Raw genomic sequence first — 17,777 nt, forward strand, 5'->3', positions numbered from 1 at the left:
AGCACATTGTGCTTTATGGTACTACTAGTATAGGTCAAAAAACATGAAAAGCAACAGCCTGCCTGTATGGTGTTTGTAATAAAGAATAGTCTTTTTGTGTTTGATGGATAAAATACCGAATAAAGTTTGTTCAAATCCATACTGGGGTGGGGTGAAAATGTACGGGAGGTACTGTATAACTCATTGAATGAAATCTCAATTGGGTTTGGCAGGAAATCCTTCTTTGGTGGAATTTCCCTCCCGTGCGCGCATTTGGATCAGTGCCTTGCGTTATTTGCTGGGTAAGGTATTGACGATTGCCGCCACCATCTTTGCTGGGGTATTTCTCACACTTATACTTGCCAATCAACCATCCCCGCGTGGGCTTGACCCTGCACGGTCCCCATTTGAGATCAGCTTGGAATCCCAGATCGCGCGTATGATCCGCATTGGTATTGCAAATGGGGCGATCCAGAGAATGCCGGACGGATATCCAGATCAACGCCAGATGGATGACTTTGAGAAAAAACTGCGTGAAGATGCGGGGCTGGAGCTTCCATTTTTTCCGCGTTACCTGTTGTGGACAGCGAACGCGCTTCGGTTCAACTGGGGAGAACTGACTGTAACCTCGACCGAAGTAGCAGGATTTGGGCTGGCTGACCCGGTTGGGAAACGGGATGTTGTGTTGGAATATTTACCCAACACCTTGCTTTTAATCGGAACCGCATTTTTGTTGATATTTCTGATCGGCATGCCGCTGTCGTTGTATTTGGCGCGGAATTATGGCGGCTGGTTTGATCGGCTGTTGACATTCCTTTCGCCGATCTCTTCCATTCCAAGCTGGGTTGTGGCCATGCTGCTGATCGCTTTGTTTGCGGTGAAGCTGCGCTGGTTTCCAGTCGGCGGGAAGTTTGACTTTGCCGCCCCGAAAGACCCGCTTGAATATGTGCTGATGCTTTCCAGGCACATGGTGTTGCCTGTTTCGGCCATTGTTTTCAGCATGTTGTTTCAAGTGGTTTATGCCTGGCGCACCTTTTTCATTCTCTATTCTGAAGAGGATTATGTTGACCTTGCGCGGGCAAAAGGATTACCACACAAGATATTGGAACGGCAATACATTCTCAAACCTGCCCTGCCATATGTGATGACCAGTTTCGCCACGATCATCATTGGCTTCTGGCAGTTGACAGTGGCTTTGGAGGCGGTTTTTCAATGGCCTGGGATCGGGTGGTTGTATATTCGTGAGGCATTGCCTAATTTCTGGGGCGAAAGCATGGATCCCGGACAATTGATGCTGGTGATCGAGATCGTGGTCATTTTTGCGTATTTGCTTGGCGCGGTCGTGTTTTTCCTTGATCTGGCCTATGCCCTTGTTGATCCACGGATCCATTTGCTGCCATCACGAAATACTACGCAGGGGCGGGTGAAAACCAGAACGCAGGTGACCGACTGGTTTGCCCGATTCAATGCCTGGATGAAAGAGAAAACTTCGAGAAAACCGAAGCAGGCCTCAGGTCCAGTGCGACCGCTGAAATTCATGTGGGAGGCGTTTGCAGAATCGGTCCGTAATTTTGGCGTGCGGAGCAGACTCTTCTTCCATGAACTTCGCAGATATCCATCAGCCATATTTGGATTGATCGTCATTACCGTTATGTTGGTGGGGTCCATTTATGCTGTGATCGGATTGCCTTATGAAAAATACGGCATGGAGTACAACACAAATCGGGTGACGGGGCGCAGTTACACGCCGCGTTTGGCTGTCCCTGCATGGACGAACCTGTTCAGATCAGTGCCGCGGCTTTCAACGCTTGTCATCAACGAAAAGAGTCCGCAGGCTCAGGTGTCACTGCGATCATTGGAAAATGGCTGGGTCGAAAAAATAACCACATTTACATTTGACTATGTCTACAGGGAAACGCCGAGTGATATTTTTCTGTATCTGGAGCCGAAGTATGTTGAAAAATTCCCTTTCATCTCGCTGACGTGGATCACACCAGACGGCAGGAATCTTGAGTTGGTCGCAAAATCCATCAATGCAGTTACGAATTATGATTTCGAGACAGGTATTCGCGTTGATAAACTGATTCGGCAAAACCCCGAATGGGAAAACTGGTTCGTTCGATTGGGGCAATATCCAACGCCCGCCATTAACCTGCTCTTTGCAACACCGCACGAGATGCAGCTTCACTTGCAGCATGGACAATATCAACTGGTTCTCAAAAGCCTGCTCTTCGAAAATGAAAGCGATCTGGATGCGGAACTTGTTTTGTTGGGGCAGGTGTATGGCGCGGCAGGCACAGATTATTGGCGGCGCGATCTGATTGTCCCTTTGTTGTGGGGGATGCCTTTCGCCCTTATTATCGGTTTGCTTGGGACACTTGTTACCATTCTCATTGCGATGCTTTTGCCCGCCATTGGGGTCTGGTATGGCGGCTGGCTGGATGAGTTCATTCAACGCCTCACCGAGATCAATATGGTGCTGCCGGGGTTGATGATCGCAGTTCTGGCTTACGCATTATTTGGAATCAATATCTGGATTGTGCTTGGGCTTGTCGTCATGATGAATGCTTTCGGTTCTCCCATCAAGACCTTTCGTTCCGCATTATTGCAGGCTAAAGAGGCGCCCTATATTGAAATGGCACGTTCCTATGGCGCAACCGATTTCAGGATCATTACACGTTATCTCGTGCCGCGCATTCTTCCTGTTCTAATTCCACAACTGGTCGCACAGATTCCAGGCTTTATTTTCCTTGAAGCAACGCTGGGCTTGTTCAATATTAAATCCAATTATCCATCGTGGGGACGAATCATATACGATGGACTGGCACGCAATGCATTGTACGGTTCGCCGTTTTGGGTTCTGGCGCCGATCTCTCTGCTTTTGCTCACAGGTCTTGCATTTGCGCTACTCGGCTCAGCGCTTGAACGAGTTCTCAACCCGCGCATGTTGGATCAAGTCCCTCTCGCTGGAGAAAAGGAATCAGAAAAGCCGCGCCATGTTTCGAGAAGGATGATCGCGGCAGTCACTGCCGCAGCCTTGCTGGCGATTTTTGTTTTTGTTCCACTCAAAGATGGAAAGACATCCATCAAAATTCTCTCTGGGATTTTCAGCCCTGCACCATCGGCCGCCTCCGATAGAATGGCCATCCCCGTGGCAGTGACCCTGCCCTCAGTCACCGCATCTTCTCCGACCGAGACGCCTGATCCTGTTCCCCAGGCATCTTCCACACTGACATCTTCCCCAACCCCCACTCCAACTCCCAGCCCGACCATCCTTCCGAGCCTGACGCACACATCCGCACCCGCTGACCTGCGCCCGACGACCTATACATTGCAGGCGGGAGAATTCCCTTATTGTATTGCGCGTCGTTTCGATATTGACCCCGTCGACCTGCTTGCCTTGAACGGCCTTGGCCCTGCTCAAACTTTTTATACAGGAATGACTTTGCAAATTCCGCAAAATGGAAATCCCTTCCCTGCGCAGCGTGCTTTGCGGGTACATCCCACCACCTATGTGGTCATTCAGTCAGGGGAAACTCTCGGCGGAATCGCCTGCCAGTTTGGAGATGTGGATCCGATCGCCATTGCGGATGCCAATCAACTTACCGTGGATTCAGCCCTGTTTGTCGGCCAACAGCTGCATATTCCATAGTGCCGCAACAAATGATTTGCTGATAAGATTGGGGCGAGAAAATCCATGCTGAAAGAATTTTTCACCCAACGTATCAAGCGCGGACTCGTCCGCAGATTCAATAATCTCAAGATCGCATCCGTGGCGCGCGAGGTGGCTCGCAAAGAACCACAGCCGAACGGTGCGCCAGTCGTTTTCTTCAAAGCCTCCACAGGCATCGATGACCTCTCATGGAACAGCGGATTTCATTTGCTGACCTCGTGGGCGTTTCGCTTGCAGGGGATTCCCGTGATTTATTTTGCCTGCAACTCTGGCATGAGTCACTGTGTGCTTGGGACCAATCGTGACAACGTGCAGAAAGAACCGCCGTGCAAGTCGTGTGTGATGCAGTCGAAGGCGTTGTACAAAAACGTTGAAACGTTGAAACGTTCAAACGTTCAAACGTCGAGGGTTGGCTGGTTTGGTTTTGACCGTGACCCCGAACTTGTTTCCCGCATCTCGTCTCTTTCCGTTCCCGAACTTTCCACTTTTAATTTTCAAGACATCCCTCTCGGCGCCTTGTGCCTGCCTGGGTTGAGATGGGTTTTGCGAATCCATCACTTGAATGATGACGAATCGACGCGTTATCTTTTGCGGGAATACATTCTGTCCGCGTGGAATGTGGCACAGAAGTTTTCAAAACTTCTGGATGAAACGAATCCACGTTCGGTGATCGTCTTCAACGGGCAATTCTTCCCTGAGGCAACCGCCCGCTACATCGCCCAAAAGCGCGGACTGCGCGTCATCACCCACGAGGTGGGACTCCAGCCTGCCACCGCCTACTTCACCGAAGGCGAAGCGACAGCGTACCCGATCCATATTCCTGATGAATTTGAAATGAGCGCTGCTCAAAACGCCAAACTCGATGCTTATCTTGCCAAACGCTTTCAAGGTGATTTCACAATGGCGGGCATCAAATTTTGGGCGGATATGAAAGGGCTCGACGAGTCGTTCTTGCAAAAGGCGGCTGGTTTCAAGCAGATCGTCCCAATCTTTACCAATGTCATTTTTGATACCAGTCAGCCGCATGCGAACACCGTCTTCGAAGACATGTTCGACTGGTTGGATATGGTTTTAGAGATCGCCCGCGAAAATCGCGATACGTTGTTTGTCATCCGCGCGCACCCCGACGAAACACGGGTGAGAAAAGCCAGCCGCGAAACTGTCGAGGGGTGGGCAACCAGCCGCGAGGTCCAGAAAGAGGCGAATATCGTTTTCGTGAGTCCGCGTGAGACGCTGAGTTCCTACGAGTTGATTCAAAGATCCAAATTCGTAATGATCTACAACTCCACGATCGGCCTCGAAGCTTCCATCATGGGCGCGGCAGTGCTGTGCGCGGGTAAAGCGCGATTTACGCAATATCCTACAGTGTTCTTCCCGCAGACGGTTGATGAAGTAAGAAGAAAGGTGAAAGAGTTTTTGGCAGTTGATTCGATTGATGTCCCGCTTGAGTTCAAGCGTAATGCACGCAGGTTTTTGTATTACCAGTTATATAAGACTTCTTTGCCGTTTGGAGAATTTCTTGAGCCATCCGTCCGTACCACACAGGCAAGATTGAAATCATTTAAGTTAGATACGTTGATCGGTTCGGAGTCGTTGAAGGTGATTAAAGACGGAGTGTTGCAGAATGGCGATTTTCTGCTAAAAGAATGATCTTTGTGGAATTCATTCCGCTCAAATTCAAAAATATACTTGCGTAAAAATAGAGCCGCCATCTTTTGATGACGGCTCTATCGTTTACCACGGCAATGGATCGCTTTCGATTTCCCTTGTCCACAGATCTCGCATGGCTTGAACTGTTTCCTTGCTCAATTGTTTATCCGCTGCGGCAAAATTATCCAGCGCCTGCTCCACTGTCTTCGCGCCAGGGATGACCGTTGAAACCTGCGGCTGAGCCAAAACGAATTGCAGTGCGGCATGCGCCATCGAGGTTCCTTCAGGTATAAGTGCGGCGAATTTTTCAACGAGGTCGCTGCGGCGCGCCAATATTTCAGGAGACCAGCGGCTGCGCACATCATCGAATTTATGATTTCCGCGATAGCGCCCCGAAAGCCAGCCCGAGTCCAGTGGCACTTTGACGATCAGTCCCATGCCCTGTTCCTGCGCCTTCGAAAAAGCGGGCAGGCATTCCTGATACAGCGCGTTGAAGAACACCTCGGCGGCCTTGCTCTTGGTCGTATCCAACACGTTTTCCAGTTCGATACGCCAATCGAGCGAGACACCATATTCACGAATCTTGCCTTCGTCTTTCAGCTTTTGCAACTCCGCATATAACTCCGCCGATGCATTCCCATCCATCAATTCACGCGGCGGGTTGTGCAGTAGCAGAATGTCAACATAATCCGTTTGCAGACGTTTGAAACTTCCTTCAAGAACAGGAGCGAACATGCTTTGCCTTCCATTCGCCCTTATGATCTTCATTGTAATAACTGAACTTGGTGCAGAGGATGATATCTTTGCGTACGGACTTTAATCCCTGACCGAGAAGTTCCTCGCTTCTTCCCCCGCCGTAGCCTGGCGCGGTGTCGAAGAAATTGCATCCTGCCTCAAGCGACTTCTGTACGATTTTCAATGCTTCATTCTTGTCATTGATTCCCCAATCGGGGTTTGCCAACTGCCACGCCCCAAGCCCAATCTCAGAGACGTTCATGCCGGTATTTCCAAATGGACGAAGCTTCATTGTGTTCTCCTTGTTACTTTGCTCTTGTCGCCGGAGGACTCCGCCTTGAGCGTGTTGATTATCTTCCCAGAAGCGAATCGATTTCTTTCATCTGTTCAGCCGTCAACGGACCAAATTGCATGGCCTTTGCATTTTCATCCACCTGCGCCACAGTCTTGAAGCCAGGGATGGGAATGGTCTTTTCACTGCGCGCCCAGATCCATGCCAGCGCGCCCTGGACCAACGTTCTGCCATTGCTGGTGAGGATTTCGCGAATCGCATCCAGTTGATTGAGGGTGGGTGCAAAGAAATGATCCTTTGACCACTCATCATTGCGGACATCGTTTTGAGGAAAGGTAGTGCCTTTGGCATATTTTCCGCTCAACGCGCCGCGCGCCAGTGGACTGCGGTTCACGCTGGCGAGATTTAATTCCTCGCAAACTTTCAGCATTTCAGGTGCATCGAGAACCACATTCAAGTCATGTTGAATGGAGGCGCAGTGCTTTCCTTGCGCAAAGAGACGCGCACCTTCTACAGAGTCCGTGCTCCAACCGTAGTGGCGGATCTTCCCATCCTTGACGAGTGATTCCAGTAAATCCACCATGGCAGGCACTTTTTCGATAGGGTAATCCCACACATGCAATTGATACAGGTCAATCGCATCGATGTTCAAACGCTTCAGACTATCTTCGCATTCCTGGCGGACGTATTGAAGATGATCGTCTTTGCGCATGGTGACTTGTTTGTTGGCTTCATCAACGACGAATCCGAATTTTGTGGCGATGACCGCCTTATCCCGTTTGCCTGCGAGAGCGCGGCCCAGAATCCTTTCGCTGTGGCCTGTGCCATAGTTCGCGGCAGTATCGAAGAAGTTGACGCCAAGATCGAGTGCGGCGTGAATGGCGCGGATCGATTCGTTGTCATCAATGTCGCCCCAGCCGCCTTGTCCGTCCAGCCATTTCCACGGACCGCCGATCGCCCAGCAGCCCAATCCCATTGCGCTGACTTGAAGTCCGGATCGTCCCAGTGTTCGTTGAAGTGAGTTTGTTGTGATCATTTGCTTTCCTTTCATATTTTTTCCAGTGATTTTTCTTCGATGATCTGTGAATAGATCTCGATTTTGTAACGCACCAATTTCAAATGTTCGTTCAATTCGTCGATGCGCGCTTCCACGCTGCCACGCAGTGACTTCAACATCTCCACCCGTTCGGGGAGCGTTTCATCGCCCTGACGTTGAAGTTCCGCATAGCGCTGCATGTCCTTGATGGACATGCCCGTGGCGCGCAGTTTCATGAGGAATTCGATCCAGCCGATATCGTCTGCGGTGTAGCTGCGGCGTGTGTTCTCCTCACGCCCGATTGGGTGGATGAGCCCAACACGTTCGTAGTAGCGCAGGGTGTGCGCACTTAACCCTGTCGCTTCGGCGACATCTTGAATGGTGAGTTTGTCTTTTTGGATATCCATACCCCCTAGTGTACATCTTAGAGCGTACTCTAAGTCAAGGGTGATTCTATGCGTTGCTGCTTCTGCATTTTGTGATAATTGTTGAAATAAGCATGAAATACGACAATCCCTGCCAGCATCCCTGCAAGACCGATTGAGAATAGCCAGCTTCCAGGATTTGACCAGTTGAAAGAAGCCCGGTCCCGAACCACCGCAACTAGAATTAGCAAAATGGAAAATCCTTGAGACTGCAAAATGATCTGCGCGGAACTCCAGCGCGAGTCCATTGCCATACCCAGGCCCACCATGCCCGGCAGGGAGAACATCGCAGCCATAACGCGGGAAGTGAGCGGAGTCAGAGTCCACGGCCAGAGCTGAATCATCAGCTTTGGATTCAAAAATAAGAATATGGCGATCGCAAGCGTCGTCGCACCTACAGCTCCGATCACGAGGCGGATTAAAGGATGTATGATCGCATCACTTTCATCAGGCTGGTTTGTATCTTGTCCGCGATTCCACAGCCACAGCCCGAAGACGATGAATGGAGTTGTGAAATATAGGGAGACCCATGCAAAGAAGGGAAGTGTGCCGTGGTTGAATTTGTCCCAGTGCAGGATGGTTGCCACATTGAGTATGGATGCGAAAATGGTCACAGGGATAAGCCCCACTTTTATTCTGTGCCATTGACGGGTCAAGATCACACCCGTGAAGTAATAAATACCGCCAGCGTAGGCGGAGCCCAACATCATGGCGGTCATGGGCGGTTTGATCTCCCATGCAAACAGCGTTGCTGTGTTGTTTGGAAGAAAATATAAGATGATGAAGGCTACAACGAGAAAGGGAATGACCAATCCTGCCACCCAACGGGTAATCGGATATACAAGGTTGCTTCGATGTTCTTTTTTCATGCATGACCTCGAATGTTGATTGAATTTTGAATAAAGAATAAGCCAACAATAACGTTATTATTTTTACTTCTTCAAGGGGAATTCTATTGGACCGCTATTTTGATAACCACTTTCTTTGCCGGTTTTGGGTTTCCAATGGCCATGCCGGGCATATGGGCGTCTTCTGGAAACAGCAGAACAAAATAGCCGCTCTTCAATACCACTTGGTCGCCTTCGCCAAACAGCGGAAGGAAATCTTTGTTCGTATCGTAGTCACCCTGTTGCAGATGATGGATATTGGCGTAGCCCATGCCCTCGGCGCCCTGCACAATATATTGCAGGTCAATGTAGCGGCGATGCGCTTCCCATTTTCCTTCTTCTTTCAACTTGGTGTTGTATTCCTGAACAAGCGCGTACATATTCTCGCCGTCGATCTCATGCCTTCCCACAGGGATGGCGTTGATATCGATCTGGCGGATGTAATCAAACGCGGATTTGAATCTGGGATGGATGGCGTAATATAACGGGGCGTTTTCGATCCTGTCGATGACCATGATTTTCCTTGAATCAATTTTGCAGTGTGATGTATTTCTTGCGCGGATTGATGCCCACCATGCCCTTGAACGCATCCTGAATTGCCAGCATGTCCGCTTCCATATCTTCGGTGAGGTGGAAGACCTCGCCCACGCACATGGCCTTTTTTTTGCCATCCACTTTTGCCATTATGATCGGAATCCCTGCGCCTTTGGCAATGTGATAAAAACCGCGCTTCCATTCTTTCACTTTGTGACGAGTGCCCTCGGGTGCAATGGTCAGAATGAATTTGTCTGAGTTGTTGCAGGCTTCCACCATTTGCTCAACGAGTCCCTGCGATTTTTTGCGATCCACGGGGATTCCGCCGCACCAGTAGAAGAACCAGCCAAACGGGCCGCGGAACAACTCGGCTTTGCCCATGTACCGCGCATCCACTTTGAGATGGAAGATCGTCGCAAGGAACAGCAGAAAATCCCAGTTTGAAGTGTGCGGCGCGCCGATGATGATGTACTTGGGCAGGTTCGGCAGGGTACCTTCCACTTTCCAGCCGATCAGGCGCATGATTGAATTGCTCAGAAATCGCAGAAGCTGACTAATGACGGGGGTGGTGAAGATCGTGTTTTTCAAGTTTTTATCCTCGGCTTATATAACCCTGAACATTCATTTACGTCTCTGCCAAAAACGAATTTGTGGTTAAATACCTGCATGGCTTTGAAATCATCACTTCGTGCAATTCTCTACCAAACCGAAAAACAGATCCAGCGAGCCCGCTTTGCCTCTCAACCCGCGGACTTGCCCATTTTGCTCGGTATTTCCTTTCCGAAAAGCGGAACACATCTGCTTGACCAGATTTTACTCGGCTTTGCCAATGTCGCGCCGTATGCAAAACGCGTGCATTCTTTTTATGCCGAATACGAAGGCGAAAGCGGAAAAAAACGCGACCCACAGCAGGCACTCAACTGGCTCGATTCACTTCACCCACGTGACGTTGCCTCCGCGCACCTCTTTGCCAGGCCCGAAACCATCACCCGCGTATGTTCGCCGAAATTCGCGCCGTATTTCATTTTCCGCGATCCGCGCGATGTGGTGGTCTCGCATGTTTTCTACGTCACCGATATGGAAGCCCGTCACGTCCATCACGAATATTATCAATCGCTGCCTGATTTCAACGCGCGGCTTAATGTCAGCATTTTGGGCAGGCCCGACGCAAATATCGAATTCTCGAATATCGCAGATCGCTTTGCGCCTTATCTCGGCTGGCTCGATCAAAAAGAAGTTTTGACGATTCACTTCGAAGATTTGATTCACGACCGCGCCGCGACTCTGACCCGCATCATGGACCATCTCCTCAGCCGCGCCCCGCTTCCAACAAGCCGACAACTGATCCTTGATTCCCTCGAAACATCCATCAACCCGAAAAAGTCTCCGACCTTCCGCTCGGGCAAAACAGGCGAGTGGAAAAAATATTTCACAGATGAGCATAAGGAGTTATTCAAAAAAGTTGGCGGCGACTTGCTGATAAAGTTAGGGTATGAAAAGAATAGTGAGTGGTGAGAAGGTCATAGAAACCCCTTTTCACTATTCACTATTCACTATTCACTATGAATTGCTCCATCGTCATCCGCGCCTATAACGAAGAAAAACACATCGGACGTTTGCTTGAAGGCATCAAACAGCAGACTGTCAAAGATGTGGATGTCATCCTCGTGGATTCAGGTTCCACGGACTCAACTGTCGCCATCGCCGAATCATACGGCGCGCGGATCGTGAAAATCCGTCCCGAAGAATTCACTTTCGGACGCTCGCTCAATTATGGGGTTAAGGAAGCGAAGCGCGAGCTTGTCGTCATCGCCAGTGCCCATGTCTATCCTGTGTATCCCGATTGGCTGGAGACTCTGCTGCGTCCATTTCAAGATGAAAGCATTGCCCTCACCTATGGCAAACAGCGCGGACCCGAATTTGCGAAGTTTTCCGAACAGCAGATCTTTCATCAATGGTATCCCGATGTGAGCAAGCCAAAACAGGAGACTGCCTTTTGCAACAATGCCAATGCCGCGATCCGCAAAAGCCTGTGGGAGAAGAATAATTATGATGAAACTCTGACAGGTCTTGAAGATCTGGCTTGGGCCAAATGGGCCAAAGAGCAGGGACATGCCATCACATACGTGGCCGAGGCCGAGATCATTCACGTCCACAACGAAACGCCGCGCGGAGTCTATAACCGTTATCGCCGCGAAGCGATGGCCCTGCGGAGAATTTACCCCGAGGCGCATTTCAATTTTTACGACTTTCTGCGCCTGACCGTCACCAATATCCTCAGCGACCTCTGGCACGCTGCGCGTGAACGGGCCTTGCTGAAAAATATTTCATCCATCTTTTGGTTTCGCACCATGCAATTCCACGGCACGCGCATGGGTCACCGCGAGACGAGTCTGGTGACGCCGCAATTGCGCGAGACGTTTTATTATGCGAGGGAAAGAAAGATGAAAGATGAAAAAAAACGGGATGTGGCGCCGATAAAGTACAAGCGTTAATATCTTTGCTTTCCCCCATGTTAGAATAAAACAGCGGAAGCAAGTAGTCAGGTTGGCATCTCCATTCTGGTTCTACGTTTCACCGCCGCCTAGGTACGGGAGCAATCCCGGGGTTCAAATCCCCACTGCGCCTGTCTCAAAGAGTTGTGCCTTTTGGCAACAGACGATTAGCCATGTAGGTTAAAACCTCCGCTGAAAACCTGGCAGTTCTTTGAGGCAGGTCAACTTGTATAAAAGGAATAACCATGGACGCGTTAATTGGTTTGTTTATTCTAAGCCTTGTCCTTATATTTTTAGGACTCGTATGGCGATTTTCTCTAAGATGGGTTGTTATTTTTGAGAACGAGCGAGGCGTAGTATATAAACAGGGAAAGTTCCATCGGGTTCTTCAACCTGGCAGTTACTGGATATATACATATTTGGAGAAAGTGCAAAAAGTTGATATTCGCGCGCGCTTCATCACAATCCCTGGTCAGGATGTTCTAAGTTCAGATAACATCGGTGTTAAGGTGAGCGTTGCTGTCAATTTTAGAGTTGATGATCCATTTAAAGCATTAAACAGCGCTTTCAATTACACCGAATCCCTTTATTTGATTTTGCAGTTGGAATTGCGTGATTTGTTTGGGTCAACCCCGATTGACGAATTGCTTGCGAAACGCAAACAGATCGGAGTCACTCTTTTAGAAAAGAGCAAAGAGAAAGCGGCGGAATTAGGTCTGGCTTTATTGTCGGCTGATATTAAAGATATTATGCTTCCCGGTGATCTCAAAAATATCTTTGCCCAAATTGTAAATGCACGCAATGAAGGTTTGGCGGCTTTGGAACGTGCTCGTGGCGAAGGCGCTTCGTTGCGAAATCTTGCAAACACCGCTAAATTACTGGAAAATAACCCTGCTTTGCTGCAACTTAGAATTTTGCAGGCTTTAGAAAGTAAATCGGGTAACACAATTATTTTATCAACCTCACCTGAAGTTCTCAATTTTCCATCTGTGACAACCGGGAAGTGAGAAATTTTATAAATAGCCAATAAAGGGAACCCTATGAAATCCAAGACCATCGTCCTCATTCACGGCATGTTTATGACCTCCCTATGTTGGGAGAAGTGGATTCCCTATTACGAGGCCAAAGGTTATCGCGTTTTTGCGCCTGCCTGGCCCGGGCGTGACAAATCCGTGGAGGAACTCCGCAAGGCGCATCCTGATTCGACGCTTGCGAAACTAAAACTCCAACATATTGTTGACCACATGGAAGCCTTCGTCAAAAGTTTGGATGAAAAACCCGCCATCATCGGCCACTCGATGGGTGGGTTGGTCGTGCAGTTACTGCTTCAACGCGATCTGGCCGTGGCAGGCATTGCCATTGACCCTGCGCCGCCAGCGGGCGTGTTTACCACTGAATTTTCATTCTTGAAGGCAAACTTCCCCGCCATCAATCCATTTCTGCTCAGCCAGCCTGTGCGGATGAGTTTTGAGCATTTCCAATATGCCTTTGTCAATACGCTTCCGCTGGATGAACAGCGCGCCGCTTATGACCGGTACGTCGTCCCTGAATCGCGTGGCGTGCCGACCTCGTCGCTTGGGGCCGCGGGAACAATTGACTTTGGCCGCCTGCGCCGTCCGCTGTTGATCACGGCGGGCGAGAAAGACCATATCATCCCTGCCGCATTGAACAGGTCCAATTACAGGAAATATAAAGGCCCTGCTGTGACGGATTTCAAGGAATTCGCCGGGCGTGACCATTTTCTGATCGGCTCACGCGGCTGGGAGGAAGTGGCAGATTACTGCCTTGAATGGTTTGGAAAGATCGAGTAGCAAACTTTTAGCTGACAGCCACCTCAAAGGTGGCTGTCAGCTTTTTCGGTATAATCACCGCATGACCAAACTAATTCCCATGACCCAGCCTGAATTTGAGGCATTCCTTGAACGCTCGATCCCTGAATACGCAGCGGAGCATGTCCGCGCGGGAAACTGGATCGAGTCTGAATCCCTTGAAAAATCCCGCAAGGAATTCGAAAAACTGTTGCCGCAGGGATTAAATAGCGCAGATAATTTTCTTTACACTTTATATGATGGTGAGGAAGCGGTTGGGATGATCTGGATGAAGATCAGAGATCATCGTTCGAAAAGCGGATTTATTTACGATGTGTTTATTGACGAGAGATTTCGCGGAAAAGGCTATGGCAAGAGTCTGATGCTGCTCCTCGAAGAAAAAGCGCGCGAAATGGAATTGAATTCACTGGAACTGCATGTGTTTGGCTCCAATCACGTGGCGCGGAAATTATATGAAACCATTGACTATAAAGTCACAAGCGTAAATATGAGTAAGAAGTTGTAAATTTTCATCATGTCATTATTTGAATTCAAACCTGCCTCCGATTTCCCTATCCCTCAACTTGCCGATCTGCTCACGCGCGGCTTCGAGGGATATTTTGTTCCCATCAATATCACTACGCCTGTGCTGTTGACCATGATGCGCCGCGATGGCATTGATCTCACCGAAAGCCGCGTGCTTATCAAAGATGACGAACCGATCGGTGTGGCATTGATCGCCCGCCGCGGCTGGACGAGTCGACTCGCGGCGATGGGGATCGTGACAGATGCGAGGAACAGCGGCGCAGGCACTTGGGCGATGCAGAATCTCATCGAAGAAGCGCGTCTTCGCGGCGATAAAGAAATGGTGCTCGAAGTCATCGAGCAAAATACGGCGGGTGTGAAGTTATATCAAAAAGTTGGCTTCAAAATTATTCGCAGGCTGCTTGGGTACAAACTTGAAAATCCACAGCCTGCCGAAGATGGCGAGAGTGAAGATGATGAATTGGTGGAAATAGATATCCGCGAATTGGCGCGCCTCGTCGCGTATCACGGATTGTCAGATCTGCCGTGGCAGCTTTCGGGCGCATCCATTATGCAGCACACGCCGCCCGCCCGCGCCTTCCGCTTGAACGATGCCTATTGTCTCATCAGCAATCCCGACGCGGAGCATATCGTCATTTCATCGATGCTGGTCAAATCCCGTTCACGGGGAGCAGGCCTCAGCGGAGTCATCATGCGGGCGTTATTCGCGCGCTTCCCGAAAAAAACATGGCATGTCTCCGCGCTTTATCCAGAGGAAATTTGCGGTGTCTTCGAGCAGGTTGGCATGCAGCGCGAAGAAATTTCGCAGTGGCAGATGTCGCTGATGTTGTAAGACATAGTGCCCATTATGGGGATAAAATAGGGGGCATGAAACTAGCCGCCCTTGTCCCCATGCGACACCACAGCCAGCGTGTGCCTGGCAAAAATTATCGCCCGCTCGCGGGCAAACCTCTTTTTCAGCATATCATTGAGACCTTGCTCGCCGTGCCCGAAATTGAAACGGTGATGGTGGATACTGACTCCGAGCCTGTGATGGACGGAGTGCGCCGCCTCTTTCCAACTGTGAAGCTGATCCAACGCCCCGAGCATCTTCGCGCCGACGATGTGCCGATGAACGACATTTTGCTGCATGATACGGCACAGGTGCAGGCCGATTTTTATTTGCAGACGCATTCCACCAATCCGCTGTTGAAACCTGAAACGGTTTCGCGCGCAATTCAATCCCTGTTTACCAATTACCCCAAAAATGATTCTCTGTTTTCTGTGACCCGTCTGCAAACACGTTTGTATTTTCAGGACGGGCGCGCCATCAACCACAACCCGCTTGAGTTGATCCAGACTCAGGATCTGCCGCCCGTGTATGAAGAAAACTCCTGCCTGTATATTTTCACCCGCGAGAATTTGGAACGCAAACATCACCGCATCGGCGATACCCCGCTGATGTTCGAGATCGATGCCGATGAAGCCTGGGATATAGATGAAGAACTCGATTTCGAGATTACCGACTTTTTAATGAGAAAGAGACTGTAGCGCGGCACGGAGTGCGTCGCACCAGACATAGGTAGAGAATCTACCTTGAGATTCTGCTTGTTAACAGGCAAAATCCACCCGTCTGGTGCGACGCACCCTTCTTGTGAGATTATCATGCAAACCAAAAACGAAAAATCCAATTCCTTCTGGCTGGGCGCGCTGATCATTTTTGCCGTCTCTGCCATTGCCTATCTGCCGCTGGCGAGTAAATTCGGCTACCTCAACGATGACTGGTATCTAATGTACGACATGTGGGTGAAAGATCCCAGTTTCTTCCACGTCATTTTCAGCGGTGACCGCCCCGGGCGGGCGCTGGCGATGATTCCGCTGTTCTCGCTATTCGGATTCGAACCTTTTTATTACCACCTAAGCGCTTTTCTATTCCGATTTCTTGGCGGCGTATGTTTATATTGGACTTTCAGAATGCTCTGGCCGTGGAAGCGATTTGCCACGTTGGCCGCCGCGCTTTTGTTTACGGTGTATCCAGGTTTTCTTTCACAGACCAATGCCATTGATTATCAATCGCATATTCTTGGATTATTCCTCGCAACTCTTTCGGTTGCACTGACGATTAAATCGCTTTTGACCGTTGAACGCACACCGCGTTTCCTTTTTATGGCTGGGTCCATTTTGGCGGGCTGGGGCTATTTGAGTCAGATGGAATATTTCATCGGTATGGAAGCCTTTCGCTTCGGTTGTATTTTCATTTTGATGTGGCGGACGCAGGGCGCATCCCGTTTGCAGAAGACGGGGAATTTGTTCATTGCCAGTCTGCCGTTTTTGCTGGTGGCTGGCGGATTTTTGGTCTGGCGGTTGTTTTTCTTTGAATCGGATCGCAAGGCGACGGATATTGGCTTGCAGATTTCACAACTGACCTCATCTCCGCTGACGTTGTTGTGGTGGTTGAATTATCTCGCGCAGGATATGGTCAGTGTGACGCTGGTGGCGTGGGGATTGCCTGTGTATGTGCTGGCGTTCCCGATGCGGCTGCGTGATGTCATGTCTGCGTTTGGGTGGGCGGGATTTGCGGTTGCGCTGACGGTGTTGGGGATGAATCGGGTGGATAAAAGCAGATCGGAAGCCGAAGCAGGCCCGAGTTTGAGTCGCGAGGCGTTGTTGTTGAGTCTGATCAGCATCGTGGGCGGACTCCTGCCTGTGATTCTGGTCAATCGGCATGTCACGCTTCCAGATTATTCGCGTTATACGTTGATTGCTTCGGTGGGGGCGGCGCTGCTTTTGGTGACGGTCATCGAGAAGATCTCGGCGCGGATTGCGGTGCTTTCGTTCTTTGTGGCAATCGCGGTGCTGACTCATTATGGCAATGCGATCCGCGCGGTGGATGAGGCGCAGGCGACTCGCGATTTTTGGTGGCAGGTTGCGTGGCGCGTGCCGCAGTTTGAGCCTGGGGTGACCTTGATCGCTTCGTACCCGGGCAGCCCGCTGAGTGAGGATTATTTTATTTGGGGCCCTGCGAATTTGATCTATTATCCTGAAAAGCAAAGCGCGAATCCAGTTGAGATAAAATTGCCCGCTGCCGTGCTGACCGATGATGTGGTGCTGGAGATCGCGACAAATGGCGGTGTGGAAACTCCGCTGCGCCGTGGAAATTATCTGGAGCGCGATTTTGGGAATGTGCTGGTGATGATTCAGTCGCGGTCGAACGGCTGTGTTCGCATCATCAACGGCGATGTGCCTGAGTTGTCGCCGCTTGACCAGCATCGGTTGTTGTTGATCGCGCCGTTCTCACGGCTGGAAAATGTAAAAACGGAAGGCGAATTTCCAACCCCGCCTGCGGTTGTGTTTGGCGGTGAACCTGAGCATGGCTGGTGCTACTTTTATCAGAAGGCCGATCTGGCCCGTCAGCGCGGCGATTGGGAGCAGATTCCTGTTCTGTTGAAAGAGGCGTTGGATGCGGGTCACTACCCCGAAGATGCGCTGGAGTGGATGCCTTTCCTGCAAGCCTCGGCAGTGCTCGGCGATGTGGAGCAGGTGCGCAGTACGGCCAGGTTGGTTACAGTGGATAAATTCCTGCGCCTTCAGGTCTGCAATATCATGACGGATTTCATGGAAAAAGAAACGCTGAATGACGAAGTGAAATCTGTGATCGAACATAATATTTGCAAGTAAAATTTTGAAAATGCCTTGAACCACGGCGGCGCCGCACTTGCACTTCGCGCAAGTGCGGGT

Annotated in this window: 17 protein-coding genes; 10 read left to right on the forward strand and 7 right to left on the reverse strand. The window is 50.2% G+C overall.

The window, feature by feature from the left end; translation table 11 throughout:
• Window positions 1–226 precede the first annotated feature (226 nt).
• Window positions 227–3,631 carry an ABC transporter permease subunit gene (locus tag IPI86_RS20870; protein ID WP_345299953.1) on the forward strand — a complete coding sequence of 1,135 codons (3,405 nt, stop codon included), beginning with the start codon at window positions 227–229 and terminating at the stop codon, window positions 3,629–3,631.
• 45 nt (window positions 3,632–3,676) lie between these two features.
• Window positions 3,677–5,302 carry a hypothetical protein gene (locus tag IPI86_RS20875; RefSeq protein ID WP_345299954.1) on the forward strand — a complete coding sequence of 542 codons (1,626 nt, stop codon included), beginning with the start codon at window positions 3,677–3,679 and terminating at the stop codon, window positions 5,300–5,302.
• Between the two features lie 84 nt (window positions 5,303–5,386).
• Here the strand turns inward: IPI86_RS20875 and IPI86_RS20880 are convergent, their stop codons facing one another.
• The 7 genes from IPI86_RS20880 to IPI86_RS20910 form a co-directional block, all read right to left on the reverse strand.
• Window positions 5,387–6,037, reverse strand: coding sequence for an aldo/keto reductase (locus IPI86_RS20880; RefSeq protein WP_345299955.1), 651 nt, complete (start codon window positions 6,035–6,037; stop codon window positions 5,387–5,389).
• Window positions 6,018–6,329 (reverse strand): aldo/keto reductase, encoded by a 312-nt coding sequence (locus tag IPI86_RS20885; protein ID WP_345299956.1) that lies wholly within the window; start codon window positions 6,327–6,329, stop codon window positions 6,018–6,020. The genes IPI86_RS20880 and IPI86_RS20885 overlap by 20 nt, the downstream gene beginning before the upstream one ends.
• A gap of 58 nt (window positions 6,330–6,387) precedes the next feature.
• Complete coding sequence (locus IPI86_RS20890; RefSeq protein ID WP_345299957.1) at window positions 6,388–7,365, reverse strand: aldo/keto reductase; 978 nt, start codon at window positions 7,363–7,365, stop codon at window positions 6,388–6,390.
• A gap of 11 nt (window positions 7,366–7,376) precedes the next feature.
• Window positions 7,377–7,772 (reverse strand): MerR family transcriptional regulator, encoded by a 396-nt coding sequence (locus tag IPI86_RS20895; protein WP_345299958.1) that lies wholly within the window; start codon window positions 7,770–7,772, stop codon window positions 7,377–7,379.
• A 29-nt stretch (window positions 7,773–7,801) separates the two neighbouring features.
• The gene (locus tag IPI86_RS20900; RefSeq protein WP_345299959.1) at window positions 7,802–8,659 is read right to left on the reverse strand and encodes a hypothetical protein; all 858 of its coding nucleotides are present in this window, start codon (window positions 8,657–8,659) and stop codon (window positions 7,802–7,804) included.
• 83 nt (window positions 8,660–8,742) lie between these two features.
• The gene (locus IPI86_RS20905; RefSeq protein WP_345299960.1) at window positions 8,743–9,192 is read right to left on the reverse strand and encodes a YhcH/YjgK/YiaL family protein; all 450 of its coding nucleotides are present in this window, start codon (window positions 9,190–9,192) and stop codon (window positions 8,743–8,745) included.
• Window positions 9,193–9,205: 13 nt separating this feature from the next.
• Window positions 9,206–9,799: a lysophospholipid acyltransferase family protein gene (locus tag IPI86_RS20910; protein ID WP_345299961.1), complete on the reverse strand. Its 594-nt coding sequence runs from the start codon at window positions 9,797–9,799 to the stop codon at window positions 9,206–9,208.
• A gap of 78 nt (window positions 9,800–9,877) precedes the next feature.
• Here IPI86_RS20910 and IPI86_RS20915 point away from each other — a divergent pair, with 78 nt between their 5' ends.
• The 8 genes from IPI86_RS20915 (at window position 9,878) to IPI86_RS20950 (ending at window position 17,717) form a co-directional block, all read left to right on the forward strand.
• Window positions 9,878–10,726 (forward strand): sulfotransferase domain-containing protein, encoded by an 849-nt coding sequence (locus IPI86_RS20915; protein ID WP_345299962.1) that lies wholly within the window; start codon window positions 9,878–9,880, stop codon window positions 10,724–10,726.
• Window positions 10,727–10,773: 47 nt separating this feature from the next.
• Window positions 10,774–11,706 (forward strand): glycosyltransferase family 2 protein, encoded by a 933-nt coding sequence (locus IPI86_RS20920; RefSeq protein WP_345299963.1) that lies wholly within the window; start codon window positions 10,774–10,776, stop codon window positions 11,704–11,706.
• A 245-nt stretch (window positions 11,707–11,951) separates the two neighbouring features.
• Window positions 11,952–12,713 (forward strand): slipin family protein, encoded by a 762-nt coding sequence (locus tag IPI86_RS20925; protein WP_345299964.1) that lies wholly within the window; start codon window positions 11,952–11,954, stop codon window positions 12,711–12,713.
• Between the two features lie 33 nt (window positions 12,714–12,746).
• On the forward strand, window positions 12,747–13,517 hold the full coding sequence (locus tag IPI86_RS20930; RefSeq protein ID WP_345299965.1) for an alpha/beta fold hydrolase: 771 nt from the start codon (window positions 12,747–12,749) through the stop codon (window positions 13,515–13,517).
• 61 nt (window positions 13,518–13,578) lie between these two features.
• A complete protein-coding gene (locus IPI86_RS20935; RefSeq protein WP_345299966.1) occupies window positions 13,579–14,040 on the forward strand; it encodes a GNAT family N-acetyltransferase in 462 nt (153 codons plus the stop codon).
• A 9-nt stretch (window positions 14,041–14,049) separates the two neighbouring features.
• Window positions 14,050–14,892 carry a GNAT family N-acetyltransferase gene (locus IPI86_RS20940; protein WP_345299967.1) on the forward strand — a complete coding sequence of 281 codons (843 nt, stop codon included), beginning with the start codon at window positions 14,050–14,052 and terminating at the stop codon, window positions 14,890–14,892.
• 35 nt (window positions 14,893–14,927) lie between these two features.
• Complete coding sequence (locus IPI86_RS20945; protein WP_345299968.1) at window positions 14,928–15,590, forward strand: acylneuraminate cytidylyltransferase family protein; 663 nt, start codon at window positions 14,928–14,930, stop codon at window positions 15,588–15,590.
• 114 nt (window positions 15,591–15,704) lie between these two features.
• Window positions 15,705–17,717 (forward strand): hypothetical protein, encoded by a 2,013-nt coding sequence (locus IPI86_RS20950; RefSeq protein ID WP_345299969.1) that lies wholly within the window; start codon window positions 15,705–15,707, stop codon window positions 17,715–17,717.
• Window positions 17,718–17,777: the final 60 nt, after the last annotated feature.

It is taken from the genome of Candidatus Villigracilis affinis (assembly GCF_016705895.1).
In the GTDB taxonomy this organism is placed as follows: Bacteria; Chloroflexota; Anaerolineae; order Anaerolineales; family Villigracilaceae; genus Villigracilis; species Villigracilis affinis.

Excerpts from the sequence above, each read along its gene's own strand:
- IPI86_RS20930 (WP_345299965.1), top strand. The coding sequence starts at position 12,747 with ATGAAATCCAAGACCATCGTCCTCATTCACGGCATGTTTATGACCTCC.
- IPI86_RS20920 (WP_345299963.1), top strand. The coding sequence starts at position 10,774 with ATGAATTGCTCCATCGTCATCCGCGCCTATAACGAAGAAAAACACATC.
- IPI86_RS20940 (WP_345299967.1), top strand. The coding sequence starts at position 14,050 with ATGTCATTATTTGAATTCAAACCTGCCTCCGATTTCCCTATCCCTCAA.
- IPI86_RS20915 (WP_345299962.1), top strand. The coding sequence starts at position 9,878 with ATGGCTTTGAAATCATCACTTCGTGCAATTCTCTACCAAACCGAAAAA.
- IPI86_RS20890 (WP_345299957.1), bottom strand. The coding sequence starts at position 7,365 with ATGATCACAACAAACTCACTTCAACGAACACTGGGACGATCCGGACTT.
- IPI86_RS20885 (WP_345299956.1), bottom strand. The coding sequence starts at position 6,329 with ATGAAGCTTCGTCCATTTGGAAATACCGGCATGAACGTCTCTGAGATT.
- IPI86_RS20950 (WP_345299969.1), top strand. The coding sequence starts at position 15,705 with ATGCAAACCAAAAACGAAAAATCCAATTCCTTCTGGCTGGGCGCGCTG.
- IPI86_RS20935 (WP_345299966.1), top strand. The coding sequence starts at position 13,579 with ATGACCAAACTAATTCCCATGACCCAGCCTGAATTTGAGGCATTCCTT.
- IPI86_RS20895 (WP_345299958.1), bottom strand. The coding sequence starts at position 7,772 with ATGGATATCCAAAAAGACAAACTCACCATTCAAGATGTCGCCGAAGCG.
- IPI86_RS20925 (WP_345299964.1), top strand. The coding sequence starts at position 11,952 with ATGGACGCGTTAATTGGTTTGTTTATTCTAAGCCTTGTCCTTATATTT.
- IPI86_RS20880 (WP_345299955.1), bottom strand. The coding sequence starts at position 6,037 with ATGTTCGCTCCTGTTCTTGAAGGAAGTTTCAAACGTCTGCAAACGGAT.
- IPI86_RS20900 (WP_345299959.1), bottom strand. The coding sequence starts at position 8,659 with ATGAAAAAAGAACATCGAAGCAACCTTGTATATCCGATTACCCGTTGG.
- IPI86_RS20875 (WP_345299954.1), top strand. The coding sequence starts at position 3,677 with ATGCTGAAAGAATTTTTCACCCAACGTATCAAGCGCGGACTCGTCCGC.
- IPI86_RS20945 (WP_345299968.1), top strand. The coding sequence starts at position 14,928 with ATGAAACTAGCCGCCCTTGTCCCCATGCGACACCACAGCCAGCGTGTG.
- IPI86_RS20905 (WP_345299960.1), bottom strand. The coding sequence starts at position 9,192 with ATGGTCATCGACAGGATCGAAAACGCCCCGTTATATTACGCCATCCAT.